Genomic DNA, 12,461 nt, shown 5'->3' on the forward strand with positions numbered 1-12,461 from the left:
CCGGGGCGATGCGAAAGCATCGAACCCGGAATCTCGAGATTCCGGGTCTGGTCCTTCGGACCATCCCGGAATGACGGTGTTGGCAGCTGAAGCATTTGCATCTCTATTGTCCCAGCCGCTCGATCAAGGCAGGCGCGTGCACCTGGTCGGCCTTGTAGTTGCCGGTCAGCGTGTACATCACGATGTTGACGCCGGCGCGGAAGGCAAATTCGCGCTGGCGCGGCTCGCCCGGCGTCAGCGGCAGCATCGGCTGGCCGTCGGGGCGGATCGCCCAGGCGCCGGCGAGGTCGTTCGACGTGATGATGATCGGCGAGACGCCGTCGCCGCCGCGCGCCGGGCGCTGCGCAGCCTCGTCGTCGTCCTCGCGCGGCAGCGCCTCGACCCAGGTCTGACCGGAGTTGAAGCGGCCGGGGAAGTCGCGCAGCAGATAGAACGTCTTGGTCAGCACGTGCTCGCGCGGCACCGGCTCGAGCTCGGGCACGTCGAGGGTCGACAGCAATTCGCGCAGCGTCTGCATGCCGGGCGTTTGCGATGAGCCGCTGTCCCCGGCGGCGCTTCGACGGCGTCACGGGTATCGAAGATGACCGTGCCGCCCTGCTTCATGTAGGCGTCGATCTTGTTGATGGCGTCCTGCGGCGGCTTGGGCGCGCCCGGCACGATCGGCCAGTAGATCAGGGGAAGAACGCCAGCTCGTCGCGCGCGGGATCGATGCCGACGGGATCGCCGGCTTCCAGCGCGGTGCGCTGTCCGAGGAACAGCGTCAGTCCGGACATCCCCGCCTTGACGATGGAATCGACGTCGGCATTGCCGGTCACGACGTAGGCCAGCCGCGTCTGCGACACCGCCTTGATGGCGAAGTCGTCGCTGCTGGCGTTCTGCGCGCGGCTCGGCGAGGGCACCATCGTGGTCGCAAGGATGAAGGCCAACGCGAGCACGGCCGGTGCCGCGCGCCGCCGGATCAGCGCGGCAAGGCCGCCGCCGAGCATGGCCACCACGATCGCATCGAGCAGGAACAGCGCCAGCGCCGTCGACAGCATGATGCCGCGCAAATCGCGCGGCTCGGCGTTGGTGTAGCTCGCACGCGTCGCGCGCAGGGCCGAGGTGTCGAGCGGCGCGATGCGATCGGCGGAGGCGAGCGTGTTGACCGCGATCGGGCTCTCGGCAGTGCCGTAGAAGCCGGGCGGATGGTCGGCCGTGCCGCGATCGCGATAGTCCGCCGACATCGGCTTGGCGCTCGAGGGCGGCGGGCCGAAGACGCCGAAGCCGTCGAGCGTGCGCAGCGGCGCAACCGTCTCGGCATTGGGATCGCTGGCGACGCCGGGGCCGGGCTTCGAGGTATAGCCGGACATGTCGATCAGCCGGCGCAGCATCTCGACGAAGGTGCCGGACATCGGCAGATCCGACCAGCGCATGTCGGCGCCGACATGGAACAGGCTGACCACGCCCTTGCCGCGACGCTCGCCGGTGACCAGCGGCGTGCCGTCCTCCAGCGAGGCCCAGCTCTTGGTCGAGAGCACGGCGTCGGGCTCGGCCAGCACCTGGCGGTTGACGGTGATGTCCTTCGGCACGGTGAGGCCCGAGAACGGGCCATCGGCGGCGAACGAGGCCATGTGCTGCGGCTTCTCCCAGGTCAGGCTGCCGCCGAGCGTGCGTCCGCCGCGGCGGAGCTTGACGGGAACGAGGTCGTCATCGGCCTGGGCGAGGCGCGGACCTGCGAAGCGCACCAGCACGCCGCCTTGCTCGATCCAGGCATTCAGCCGGTCGCGGATCTCCGGCGACAGCGTGCCGACGTCGGCCATCACGATCATCGGCAGCCGCTGGTCGAGGAATTGCCCGATCACCTGCTGTGGCGCGCCGCGATCGCCGAGCCTGACATCGGCGAATGGCGATAGCGCGCGCGAGAGATAGAAGGTCGACGCCAACAGTGGCTGCGCGGTGTCGTTACTCGCACCCGAGACCACGCCGATGGCGCGGCGGCGCCAGCGCCGGTCGAGCAGCTGCACGGCGCCGGCCGAATGCTCGCCGGAGATTTCGAGCCGTGCGATGTCGTTGCGCAACTCGACCGGAAGATCGAAGGCGGCTTCGGTCTCGCGATCCTGCGGTCCGAATGTGTAGCGCGCCTCGCCGATCGGCGAGCCCTTGGCGTCGACCGCGCGCACCGTTCCCGCCGCGATGCCGCTCTCGGTGCGCAGCACCTTCACCGTCATCTTGGCGGCGGCGTTCTCGGCCGCGACCAGCGCCTGCGCCGACTGCGCTCCGCCCGCGTAGATCGTCAGATTGCGGCTCTCGATCACCTTGCCGAGCCCCTCGGTGAATTCGCTGCCGCGTCCGGTGTCGACGCCGTCGGACAGCCAGGCGATGTCGCAGTCGCCGGTCGACTTGAGGAAACGTCCAAGCGCGCCGAGGGTTTCAACCCGATCGACCGAGTAGGGCTTTGGCGCGAGCTGGCGCAGCGCGACGCGCGCGGCGCCGGCCGGCATCAGCGTGATGTCGCGCGCGGGCTCGGACAGCGGCACCAGCGCGACGCCACGGCGGTCGCTGTCGGCGTTGGCGATCAGTTCGTCGGCGGCCCTGATCCGCGCGTCCCAGCTCGAGGCCGCGCTCCAGCCGTCGTCGAGCAGGATCACCAGCGGCAATTTACCGGCGGCAACGCCAGTCTGCGGATTCCAGATCGGGCCGGCAGCCGCGAAGATGACGAGCGCGGCGGCGGCGAGCCGCAGCAGCGTCAGCCACCACGGGGTGCGCGACGGTGTCTCCTCCTTGGGCGCGATGTCGAACAACAGCCGCGTCGGCGGGAACTCGATCCGGCGCGGCCGCGGCGGCATCACGCGCAACAGCCACCACAGCACCGGCAGGCTGACCAGCCCCAGCAGCAGCAGCGGTTCGGCAAAGGAGAGGGGGAGGCCTGCGATCATGCGCTGCGTCCCGCCTTGACTATTGAGCGGCCGCCGCCCTTGCTCACCATCATGCCGGCATGCAGGAACAACAGCAGCTCGGCAGCGGAGCGGCTGGTGGTATGGGTCGAGAACAGCCAGTCGAGCCGATTGGTCTCGCCGCGGATCTGGTCGCGATGGAGCGCGACCCGGGCGACATAATCGCTCGCCCAGCTCTCGGCGCGGCCCGCGGTGATGACGCTGCCGATCTCCGGTTCGACGAATTCGACGCGCCCGGAATAGGGGAAGGTCTCTTCGGCGGGATCGACGACCTGGATCATGGTGCCGTGCGCGCCGGAGGAGGAAAGCCCGGCCAGCATCGTCGTGATCTCCGTGATTGGCGACCAGAAATCCGACAACACGACGACTTCGGCCAGCGACGACGGCACGAAGGACGGCGGCAGGCTCGCGCGCGTCTTCTCGTCGTGCAACATCGCTTCCGCCATCTTGTCGATCACGTTGAGGCTTGCCGTCGGATTCAGCAGGCCGGGAATGCCGACGCGTTCTCCGCCCGCAACGAGCAACTCTGCGAGCGCGAAGGCTACGATCAGTCCGCGCTCCAGCTTGCTGTCGCGCGCCTCGCGCGAGGCAAAGGCCATCGACGGCGAGCGGTCGGGCCAGATCCACACCGTGTGCGCGGCTTCCCACTCCTGCTCGCGGACATAGAGATGGTCGTCGCGTGCCGAGCGGCGCCAGTCGACGCGCTGCGACGGCTCGCCGGAGACGAAGCGGCGGTACTGCCAGAAATTCTCGCCCGAGCCGGCGCGGCGGCGGCCGTGCAGGCCATGGATGACGTTGGCAGCGACACGGCGGGCCTCAAGCACCAGACGCGGCAGCGATGCGGCGAGCGTTCGGCTTTCGCCATCGGCACGTCGAACCGCAAGGATCTCCTCGTTCTGGTGCCTGTTGTCTGCGGCCATCAACCGATCCGGGTCTTCAGTTGCTTGATCACGTCGGGAATGGTGCGACCCTCGGCGCGCGCCGAGAAGGTCAGCGCCATGCGGTGCTTGAGCACGGGCTCGGCGAGATCGAGCACGTCGTCGATCGACGGCGCGAGTCTCCCGTCGAGCAATGCACGGGCGCGCACCGCGAGCATCAAGGCCTGGCTGGCGCGCGGACCCGGGCCCCATGCGATCAGCTTGCCGGCCTCGCCGCCCTCGGTGCCGGGACGCGCGGCGCGGACCAGCGTCAGGATCGCCTCGACCACGGAATCACCGACCGGCAGGCGCCGCACCAGGCGTTGCGCGGTGAGCAACGTCTCGGCGTCCATCGACGGCTTGGCCGCGGCCTCTTCGGCGCCGGTGGTTTCGAACAGGATGCGCCGCTCGGCGTCGCGATCGGGATAGTCGACGTCGATTTCCATCAGGAAGCGGTCGAGCTGCGCCTCGGGCAGCGGATAGGTGCCTTCCTGCTCCAGCGGGTTCTGTGTCGCGAGCACGTGGAACGGCTTTGGCAAATCATGCCGCGCGCCGGCAATGGTGATGTGCTGCTCCTGCATGGCTTGCAGCAACGCCGACTGGGTGCGCGGGCTGGCGCGGTTGATCTCGTCGGCCATCAGCAGCTGCGCGAACACGGGACCTGCGATGAAGCGGAACGAACGCTTGCCCGCCGAGCTCTCGTCGAGCACTTCGGCGCCGAGAATGTCCGACGGCATCAGGTCGGGGGTGAACTGAATGCGCTTGGCATCGAGGCCGAGCGTGACGCCGAGGGTCTCGACCAGCTTTGTCTTGGCGAGGCCGGGCACGCCGATCAACAGCGCGTGGCCGCCCGACAGAATCGTCACCAGGGTGTTTTCGATCACCTGCTCCTGGCCGAAGATGACGGTGGAGACCGCTTCCTTGGCGGCCTTGATCTGGCCCGCGACCTGCTCGGCCGAACGGACGATCACATCCTCCAGTTTCTCGACGCTGTCTGCACCAGCCATTCGATCCGCTCCTTTTTAACGATGCGCGCACATCGGCGCGACGTCATCATCTGTCGTCATCTCGGCCCTGATGCTAAACCTGAGCGAAGGCCATGTATTCGTTGAATTAAACTATCCCCACCTTATCGGTGTTTCAGGGTATGAACGGCATCACGATGTGGCGAGAATGACATCCCGACCACATCTCAGGATATGTGCACCAAACGTGCCAGATTGAAGGTAGGAAACCTTAAGGCAAACAATGGCGAAGCAAGGGCAGAGCGATTCCGGCAGGGAAACTACGGGCCTCGGGAGCAAGGGTCTCGAAGGGCTCACCACGGCCGCCAATCAAGCTGCGACATCGGGTCCGGCCGGACGCAAGGGCCTGCCGCCGGTTCACCTGTGGAATCCGCCATTCTGCGGCGATCTCGACATGCGAATCGCGCCTGACGGCACCTGGTTCTACATGGGAACGCCGATCGGCCGCCCCGCGCTGGTGCGGCTGTTCTCCACGATTCTGAAGCGCGAGGACGGCAAGCACTTTCTCGTGACACCGGTGGAGAAGGTCGGCATCCGTGTCGATGACGCGCCGTTCCTTGCGGTGGAAATGCAGACCGGGGAAGACGCGCGCGGCCGCCTGCTCAGGTTCCGCACCAATGTCGACGATTGGGTCGATTGCGAAAAAGGCCACGGCCTCAGATTCGAGGCGGCCGAGGACGGCGGATTGACGCCCTATCTGCACGTCCGCGCCGATTTGTGGGCCAAGGTCACCCGTGCGCTCTACTACGATCTGGTTGACATGGGCGAGCAGCGGATGGTCGATGGTCAGGAGATGTTCGGCATCGAGTCCGGCGGCGAATTCTTCGCGATGGCCGATGCCAGTCAGGTGAGGGACGCACTTTGAACGAGCCGTTGCTGAAGGTGGAGCCGGCGACGATCAGCTCGACGGAATTCTTCGCGCGGGCCCGCACGCGGCTCACTTTCGATGTGCCGCCGGGCCTGGTCGATCCGCATATCATTCCGCGCACCGGAGATTCCGGCAACGACCGCATGCTCGAGATCGTGGCGCAGGAGCAGCCGGTGCGGCCGGCCGCGGTGCTGATCCCGGTGGTCGATCACCCCGAGCCGACCGTGCTGTTGACGCAGCGCTCACCCAATCTGTCGAGCCATGCCGGCCAGATCTCGTTTCCCGGCGGCAAGATCGACGCCACCGACGCCTCGCCGCTCGATGCCGCGCTGCGCGAGGCCTGCGAGGAAGTCGGACTGAAGCGGGAATTCATCGACCCGGTCGGCTATCTCGACCTTTATGGCACCGCGTTCGGCTTCCGCATCCTGCCGACGGTCGCCAAGGTGAAGCCGGGCTTCACGCTTGCGATCAACGAGGCGGAGGTGGTCGATGCGTTCGAGGTGCCGCTCGCCTTCCTGATGAATCCCGAGAATCATCAGATCCACACCAAGGAATTCCGCGGCATGGACCGGTCCTATTACGCGATGCCGTTCGCCGAGCGCTACATCTGGGGCGCGACCGCGGGCATCCTGCGCGTGCTGTATGAGCGGATCTATCTGTCATGATCCGCACGGTATTGACCGAGATCGGAATCTTTCTGGTCCCCTTCGCGGTCTATGCCATCTTCCTCATCGCGACGCGGTCCGGCGTGACGCTGCCGGCGTCATGGCCGCTCGACATGATCGCAAAGCTGACGCTGGTGGCGCTGGTGATGGTCATCGTGAGCTTCGTGCTGCTGGCCGAATTGACTGGCGCGCCGCCGAATTCGACCTACGTTCCAGCCCATATCGAGAACGGCAAGCTGGTGCCGGGAGTTGAGAAATGAGCGAGGTGCGCCTGTTGTCCGACGCGCCATGGCTCGCTTCCGGGCCCGCGGCGCGCGTGCTCGACCTGCTCAATGCCGACGGCGAGGAAGCGCGGGTGATCGGCGGGGCCGTGCGCAACGCCTTGATGCAGATTCCGCTCGCCGACATCGACATCGCCACCACGGCGCTACCGGAGGAGGTAATCCGCCGCGCCAAGCGGGCGGGCATCAAGAGCGTGCCGACCGGCATCGAGCACGGCACGGTGACCTTGGTCGTCGACAGCCAGCCCTTCGAGGTGACGACGCTGCGCGAGGATACCGAGACCTATGGCCGCAAGGCCAGGGTGGCGTTCGGTCGCGACTGGGTGCGTGACGCCGAGCGGCGCGACTTCACCATCAACGGCCTGTCGGTCGACGCTTCGGGCGTCGTGCACGATCACGTCGGCGGCCTCGCCGACATCGAGGCGAGGCGCGTGCGCTTCATCGGCGATCCCGCGCAGCGGATTGCCGAGGACTATCTGCGCATCCTGCGCTTCTTCCGTTTCCACGCCGCCTACGGCGCGGGCGAGGTCGATCGCGCCGGCTATCTCGCCTGCATCGGCGGGCGCGCCGGTTTGAGCGGCCTGTCGGCCGAGCGGATCCGCATGGAGATGCTCAAGCTCGTGGTCGCGAACGGCGCCGCAAGTGCAATGGTCGCGATGGGTGACGGTGGTTTGCTGCAGCCGCTGTTCGGCGGCATCGCCTATACTGGACCGTTCGCGGCGATGATCGAGATCGAGCGGCTGATGAAGCTCGCGCCGAGCGCGATGCGAAGGCTCGCCGCGCTGACGGTCGCCGTGACCGAGGACGCGCGGCGTATCGCCAGCCGGCTGCGGCTCTCCAACGCCGAGGCCAAGGCGCTCGATTCGATGGGCCATCGCTGGTGGCGCTTGCCCGGCATGGACGAGGCGCATGCCAAGCGCAGGCTGTACCGGCTCGACGAGGAGCCGTATCGCGACCGGGTGCTATTGGCCTGGGCGCGCACCGGCGCGGGCCAGGATGTCGATCAATGGCGCGCGCTCGCCACGCTGCCGGAGCGCTGGCGCGCGCCGCACTTTCCGTTGCGGGCGTCGGATTTCATCGCGCGCGGCATTGCCGAGGGACCGGCACTCGGACATGTCCTGACCCTGGCGGAGGATGCCTGGTTGGCCGCGGACTTTCCGCTGGAGCCGAAGATACTGTCTGATATCGCCGACCAGACCGCGGCCCGTTTCACCCGCGACCATCGGCTTTGAATTTCCTCTGAGTTTTCTCTGAGTTTTCTTGCCGACGTCTCGATGCCGCCGTGGTCAGCGGCGGCACGGTGACGATTGGCTGAACGACGATCGGTCGAACGTCGCATGGAGGCGATGCTGCCGGCATCTGCCAGTCAGCATCGCGCCAACTGATCTCACGCCGCCTTGCGCTTCTTCTTGCGGTCGCCGTCGTCGTCTTCGTCCTCGTCGTCCTCTTCTTCCGCGTCGTGCTCGTCTTCGTCGTCTTCCTCTTCATCGTCCTCCGGATCGAGCTCGGTCGATTCGAGCGCGACGAGCGGCAAGGTTTCGCGAAACAGATCGCCGTCCGTACCCATCCACAGGCACTCGACCTTGTCATCGTCGATTTCGACGACCGTGATCGGATGGCCGCCGGACTTCAGCATGACAACATCGCCTGGTTTCAGTTCCATGATTTTCCCTCCGCGCTGGATGACGCGGGCGGCAGGCTAGCGACTGGTGATGACAGTCAAATCACGGCCGGCGCCTGGCGCAGTGGATTTGCTGTGAAATCAGCCGCTGCGTTATTTCCGCGCGGCCGGAACCAGTTCGCCCAGCGAGCGGATGATGCGGTCCGGCTTCACCGTCGATCCCGGCGGCAGCCCGACACCGTGCACGTCCATCCAGATCGCGTAGATGCCAAGCCGCTGTGGCGCCACGACTTCCCACTCGAGATTGTCGCCGATCATCCAGGTGTCCGGTGCGGTGACGCCGAGCGCTTCCATCGCGTGCAGGTAGGCGCGCTCCTCCGGCTTGCCGAAGCCGTGCTCTCCCTCGATCTGGATGTGATCGAAACGATGGCCGAGCGCGAAGCGCTCGACCTTGGCGCGCTGCATGTCGGCGGCGCCGTTGGTGACCAGCGCGAGCTTGATGCCAAGCGCCTTCAACGCATCGATCGCTTCATGCGCGCCGGGGAAGACGAACATCTCCTCCTCGCGGTAGGCGGTGAAGCGATCGGCGATGCGGTCGGCGAGATCGTCGGGCAGCGCGCGGTGACCGGCCGCCGCAAGCGCCGCGAAGCCGCCCTTCACGGTGAGCCGCCGCGCCTCGCCGAGCTTGATCCGCCAGATCGGCTCGGCGGTCGACCAGAATTGCCGCGCGTAGGCCAACAGCGCCGTCGCGACCTGATCCGGGGGCAGGGGCGCCAGCTCCGCGGCGAACTCCGTGGTGATCGTGTTCCAGGCGATCTCGGGGCGTCCATAGGCCGACAGGATGGTGTCATCCATGTCGATCAGCATCGCGCGCGGCAGGTTCATCACGGCCATTTCACCTCCGGCGGCAGCGACGACAGGATCGAATCCACATTGCCGCCGGTCTTCAGGCCGAAGATCGTGCCGCGATCATAGAGCAGGTTGAACTCGACATAGCGTCCGCGGCGGACCAGCTGCTCGTCGCGATCCTCCGCGCTCCAGGCGGCCGCGAAATTGCGCCGCACCAGGTCGGGATAGATCTTCAGGAAGCTGCGCCCGACGTCCTGGGTGAAGGCGAGATCTGCCTCCCAGTCGCCGCTGTCGTGCCAGTCATAGAAGATGCCGCCGATGCCGCGGGCTTCCTTGCGGTGTGGCAGATAGAAATACTCGTCGCACCATTTCTTGTACTTGTCGTAGTCGGCAGCGCCGTTCGGCCCGCTGCACGCTTCCTTCATCGCGGCATGGAAGGCGACCGTATCGGGGTCCTCCTGAGTGCGTCGCCGGTTCAGCACCGGCGTCAGGTCGGCGCCGCCGCCGAACCACGCCTTGGTGGTGACGACGAAGCGGGTGTTCATGTGCACGGCGGGTACATTCGGATTGCGCAGATGCGCGATCAGTGAAATGCCCGATGCCCAAAATCGCGGATCGTCGGCGGCACCTGGAATTTGCGCGCGGAATTCGGGGGCGAATTCGCCGTGCACGGTCGAGCAGTGCACGCCGACCTTTTCGAACAGCCGGCCCTTCATGATCGACATCACGCCGCCGCCGCCCGGCTTGCCGGTGTGGTCGGTGCGGTCCCAGGGGGTCCGCGCGAACCGGCCGGCGGCGCCGGGATAAAGCGTGGACGGGGCGTCGTCCTCGAGCTTCTCGAAGGCGGCGCAGATGTCGTTGCGTAGCGCCTCGAACCAGCCGCGCGCACGCGCCTTGCGGTCCTCGATGATGGCGGGATCTGTTGGCAGCATGACTAACCTTGCGGGCCAAAATAGGTGCAGCTTTCGTTGCAGCTGTCGCGATGGACGCTGACGCGGGTCAGCTTGCCTGCGTGTTGCAAGCGCTCCCAGATGAAGCGCGACAAATTCTCCAGCGTCGGCACGCCGATCGCCTCGATCTTGTTCAGGAACTTATGGTCGAGCGTCTTCTGCACCTCGGCCATGGCGCGTTCGAGGAGGCCGAGATCGACCACCATACCGGTCGCGGGGTCGGGCGTGCCGCGGACGGTAACTTCGGCTCGAAAGGAGTGGCCGTGAATCTCCTCGCTGGCGGCGCCAAAGGTCGTTCCGGACAGCGCATGCGCAGCCTCGAACCGAAACGCTTTCGTCAATTCCCACATCTCGTTCAACAATCCGATTCTGTTAGTTCATCTAATGCCGAGCGACTTGTGCGTCTGCACGCTAAGGCGCCATTGCGGGTGCTTCAGGCAATAGGCGATCGCCCGCTCGGTATTCTCGATCACGTCGGGGCCGTCCATCGGCTGCAGCGAGAAGCGCTCGAAGGCGAGGCCGGCGAAATCCTCCGGTGCGTTCTCCATTTGCGGATAGACCAGTTTGAGCTCGTGCCCCTTGCGGATCACGAGCTCGGCCGCGGCCTTGGGACTGACGCAGATCCAGTCGAGCCCGTCGGGCGGGACGATGGTGCCGTTGGTCTCGATCGCGATCGCAAAGCCGTGGCCGTGCAGGGCATCGATCAAGGCCGCGTCGACCTGCAGCAGCGGTTCGCCCCCGGTCAGGACGACGTAGCGGTCGGCCTCGCCTCCTGTCCATTGCGCGGCAATGGTGCCGGCAAGCTCTTCTGCGGTCACATAGCGGCCGCCCAGCGTGCCGTCGGTGCCGACGAAATCGGTGTCGCAGAACTTGCAGACCGCGCCGGCGCGGTCCTGCTCGCGGCCGCTCCAGAGGTTGCAGCCGGCGAAGCGGCAGAACACGGAGGCCCGGCCCGCATGGGCGCCTTCGCCCTGCAGGGTGAGAAAGATCTCCTTGACCGCGTAGCTCACCAAAAATCCCTTAAGTTGCCGAACCGGCAATTCCTGTACCGGTTTGCCGCAGCGCCTCGCCGACGGCCATGGCCGCTGTGACGGCCACATTGAGCGAACGCATGGTCGGCCGGATCGGAATCACCAGCCGCGCATCCGCAGCGGCCACCACCGCGTCGGTCACCCCTGCCGTCTCGCGCCCGAACAGCAGGACATCGGAGGCCGTATACGCGAAATCAAGATAGGATTTCGCCGCCTTGGTCGTGAACAGCACCAGCCGGCATCCGGTCTCGGCCCGCCATTCCTCGAATTTCGACCATGAGTCGTGACGCTTCAACCGCACATGGTCGAGATAGTCCATACCCGCCCGGCGGAAATTCCGGTCCGAGGTGTCGAATCCCGCCGGTTCGATGATATGGGCTGCCACGTCCAGGCAAGCGCAGAGGCGCAGAATCGTCCCTGTATTCTGGGGGATGTCGGGCTGGAACAGCGCGATCTGCATGGTGCGGGCGGCCTGTGAAATCCGGATGAAATTGTCTCAATAAAACATCGCTCGGCGCGGATTTCGTGCATTGCACGTGTGCGAGCCGATAGCGGGCTTGCGCTCGTCCGGCAAGGGTGCCAATAGAACGATTCTGGACTGCTGTTCCGCCATTTGGGGTGGGGAATAGCGGTTTTCTGCCGCCGCGGGGGCCGCGGGCGCCGGCAGCCTTTCTTGGGGCGCGTCCTGCGTCTCCAGGGCGGTTCCACCGGCTGCAGAAAAGAAAGGGCTAGGAATCGTGACGACAGCGTCTTCGGCGGACCATCCGACACGCCGTGATTTTCTCTTTGTTGCAACCGGAGCAGCCGCCGCGGTCGGCGCAGCCGCCACCGTCTGGCCGCTGGTTGCGCAGATGAACCCGGATGCCGCGACGATCGCGGCCGGCGCGCCGATCGAGGTCGATCTGACGCCGATCGCCGAGGGCCAGGACATCAAGGTCTTCTGGCGCGGCAAGCCGATCTACATCAGCCATCGCACCAAGAAGCAGATCCAGGAGGCCCAGAGCGTGGCGCTCTCGAGCCTGCCCGATCCGCAGCCCGACTCGGCCCGCGTCAAGGCCGGCCACGACCAGTGGCTGGTTGTGATCGGCATCTGCACCCATCTCGGCTGCATCCCGATCGCCCATGAAGGCAATTACGACGGCTTCTTCTGCCCCTGCCACGGCTCGCAGTACGACTCCTCCGGTCGTATCCGCCAGGGGCCGGCGCCCGCCAACCTGGCGGTGCCGCCTTACGCCTTCCTTTCCGACACCAAAATCCAGATCGGCTAAGTCCCGGCCCCTCCGGGATTTCAGCTTCCACTTGGACCCATCGCGTCGTTTTT

At 66.3% G+C, this 12,461-nt stretch carries 13 protein-coding genes and 1 pseudogene; 5 read left to right on the forward strand and 9 right to left on the reverse strand.

Annotated features, from left to right (window positions below; all coding sequences use genetic code 11):
- Positions 1–103: 103 nt before the first annotated feature.
- From ACSKB9_RS33605 to ACSKB9_RS33615, 3 genes and pseudogenes are all read right to left on the reverse strand, one after another.
- Positions 104–2,912, reverse strand: a pseudogene (locus ACSKB9_RS33605) (DUF4159 domain-containing protein).
- Positions 2,912–3,853 (reverse strand): DUF58 domain-containing protein, encoded by a 942-nt coding sequence (locus tag ACSKB9_RS33610; protein WP_438078557.1) that lies wholly within the window; start codon positions 3,851–3,853, stop codon positions 2,912–2,914. The pseudogene ACSKB9_RS33605 and the gene ACSKB9_RS33610 overlap by 1 nt, the downstream one beginning before the upstream one ends.
- Entirely contained in the window at positions 3,853–4,857 is a 1,005-nt protein-coding gene (locus tag ACSKB9_RS33615; RefSeq protein WP_038386028.1) for an AAA family ATPase, read from the reverse strand. Before ACSKB9_RS33615 ends, ACSKB9_RS33610 begins: the two co-directional genes overlap by 1 nt.
- A gap of 241 nt (positions 4,858–5,098) precedes the next feature.
- Between ACSKB9_RS33615 and ACSKB9_RS33620 the strand changes: the two genes are divergently transcribed.
- Genes ACSKB9_RS33620 through ACSKB9_RS33635 form a run of 4 tightly spaced genes read left to right on the forward strand, consistent with a single transcriptional unit; the run spans position 5,099 to position 7,921 of the window.
- The gene (locus ACSKB9_RS33620; protein ID WP_016839726.1) at positions 5,099–5,740 is read left to right on the forward strand and encodes a DUF1285 domain-containing protein; all 642 of its coding nucleotides are present in this window, start codon (positions 5,099–5,101) and stop codon (positions 5,738–5,740) included.
- Between the two features lie 32 nt (positions 5,741–5,772).
- A complete protein-coding gene (locus tag ACSKB9_RS33625; protein WP_371852161.1) occupies positions 5,773–6,408 on the forward strand; it encodes a CoA pyrophosphatase in 636 nt (211 codons plus the stop codon).
- Positions 6,405–6,668, forward strand: coding sequence for a DUF6111 family protein (locus tag ACSKB9_RS33630; RefSeq protein ID WP_028333189.1), 264 nt, complete (start codon positions 6,405–6,407; stop codon positions 6,666–6,668). Before ACSKB9_RS33625 ends, ACSKB9_RS33630 begins: the two co-directional genes overlap by 4 nt.
- Complete coding sequence (locus tag ACSKB9_RS33635; protein WP_229191609.1) at positions 6,665–7,921, forward strand: CCA tRNA nucleotidyltransferase; 1,257 nt, start codon at positions 6,665–6,667, stop codon at positions 7,919–7,921. The genes ACSKB9_RS33630 and ACSKB9_RS33635 overlap by 4 nt, the downstream gene beginning before the upstream one ends.
- Positions 7,922–8,076: 155 nt before the next feature.
- On the opposite strand, the gene ACSKB9_RS33640 is transcribed toward ACSKB9_RS33635, so the two are convergent.
- The 6 genes from ACSKB9_RS33640 to ACSKB9_RS33665 all read right to left on the reverse strand — a co-directional run bounded on the left by ACSKB9_RS33640 (position 8,077) and on the right by ACSKB9_RS33665 (position 11,600).
- Complete coding sequence (locus ACSKB9_RS33640) at positions 8,077–8,325, reverse strand: DUF2158 domain-containing protein (RefSeq protein WP_438078560.1); 249 nt, start codon at positions 8,323–8,325, stop codon at positions 8,077–8,079.
- Between the two features lie 138 nt (positions 8,326–8,463).
- Positions 8,464–9,204, reverse strand: a complete 741-nt coding sequence (locus tag ACSKB9_RS33645; protein WP_438078562.1) for an HAD family hydrolase — start codon at positions 9,202–9,204, stop codon at positions 8,464–8,466.
- Positions 9,195–10,091, reverse strand: a complete 897-nt coding sequence (hemF, locus tag ACSKB9_RS33650; RefSeq protein WP_438078564.1) for an oxygen-dependent coproporphyrinogen oxidase — start codon at positions 10,089–10,091, stop codon at positions 9,195–9,197. Before hemF ends, ACSKB9_RS33645 begins: the two co-directional genes overlap by 10 nt.
- A gap of 2 nt (positions 10,092–10,093) precedes the next feature.
- Entirely contained in the window at positions 10,094–10,459 is a 366-nt protein-coding gene (locus ACSKB9_RS33655; RefSeq protein WP_076830472.1) for a 6-pyruvoyl trahydropterin synthase family protein, read from the reverse strand.
- 27 nt (positions 10,460–10,486) lie between these two features.
- Complete coding sequence (gene queE / locus ACSKB9_RS33660) at positions 10,487–11,119, reverse strand: 7-carboxy-7-deazaguanine synthase (protein WP_438078566.1); 633 nt, start codon at positions 11,117–11,119, stop codon at positions 10,487–10,489.
- A 10-nt stretch (positions 11,120–11,129) separates the two neighbouring features.
- Positions 11,130–11,600, reverse strand: a complete 471-nt coding sequence (locus ACSKB9_RS33665; RefSeq protein ID WP_076830277.1) for a tRNA (cytidine(34)-2'-O)-methyltransferase — start codon at positions 11,598–11,600, stop codon at positions 11,130–11,132.
- Between the two features lie 277 nt (positions 11,601–11,877).
- Here ACSKB9_RS33665 and petA point away from each other — a divergent pair, with 277 nt between their 5' ends.
- A complete protein-coding gene (gene petA / locus ACSKB9_RS33670) occupies positions 11,878–12,408 on the forward strand; it encodes a ubiquinol-cytochrome c reductase iron-sulfur subunit (RefSeq protein ID WP_016839713.1) in 531 nt (176 codons plus the stop codon).
- The last annotated feature ends 53 nt before the right edge of the window (positions 12,409–12,461 follow it).

The organism is Bradyrhizobium sp. BR 1433 (genome assembly GCF_051547665.1).
Taxonomy (GTDB): domain Bacteria; phylum Pseudomonadota; class Alphaproteobacteria; order Rhizobiales; family Xanthobacteraceae; genus Bradyrhizobium; species Bradyrhizobium australafricanum.

What these genes read in the sequence shown, in the direction of transcription:
- ACSKB9_RS33610 (WP_438078557.1), bottom strand. Translation starts at nt 3,853, where the DNA reads ATGGCCGCAGACAACAGGCACCAGAACGAGGAGATCCTTGCGGTTCGA.
- ACSKB9_RS33615 (WP_038386028.1), bottom strand. Translation starts at nt 4,857, where the DNA reads ATGGCTGGTGCAGACAGCGTCGAGAAACTGGAGGATGTGATCGTCCGT.
- ACSKB9_RS33620 (WP_016839726.1), top strand. Translation starts at nt 5,099, where the DNA reads ATGGCGAAGCAAGGGCAGAGCGATTCCGGCAGGGAAACTACGGGCCTC.
- ACSKB9_RS33630 (WP_028333189.1), top strand. Translation starts at nt 6,405, where the DNA reads ATGATCCGCACGGTATTGACCGAGATCGGAATCTTTCTGGTCCCCTTC.
- ACSKB9_RS33635 (WP_229191609.1), top strand. Translation starts at nt 6,665, where the DNA reads ATGAGCGAGGTGCGCCTGTTGTCCGACGCGCCATGGCTCGCTTCCGGG.
- ACSKB9_RS33640 (WP_438078560.1), bottom strand. Translation starts at nt 8,325, where the DNA reads ATGCTGAAGTCCGGCGGCCATCCGATCACGGTCGTCGAAATCGACGAT.
- ACSKB9_RS33645 (WP_438078562.1), bottom strand. Translation starts at nt 9,204, where the DNA reads ATGGCCGTGATGAACCTGCCGCGCGCGATGCTGATCGACATGGATGAC.
- hemF (WP_438078564.1), bottom strand. Translation starts at nt 10,091, where the DNA reads ATGCTGCCAACAGATCCCGCCATCATCGAGGACCGCAAGGCGCGTGCG.
- ACSKB9_RS33655 (WP_076830472.1), bottom strand. Translation starts at nt 10,459, where the DNA reads ATGTGGGAATTGACGAAAGCGTTTCGGTTCGAGGCTGCGCATGCGCTG.
- ACSKB9_RS33665 (WP_076830277.1), bottom strand. Translation starts at nt 11,600, where the DNA reads ATGCAGATCGCGCTGTTCCAGCCCGACATCCCCCAGAATACAGGGACG.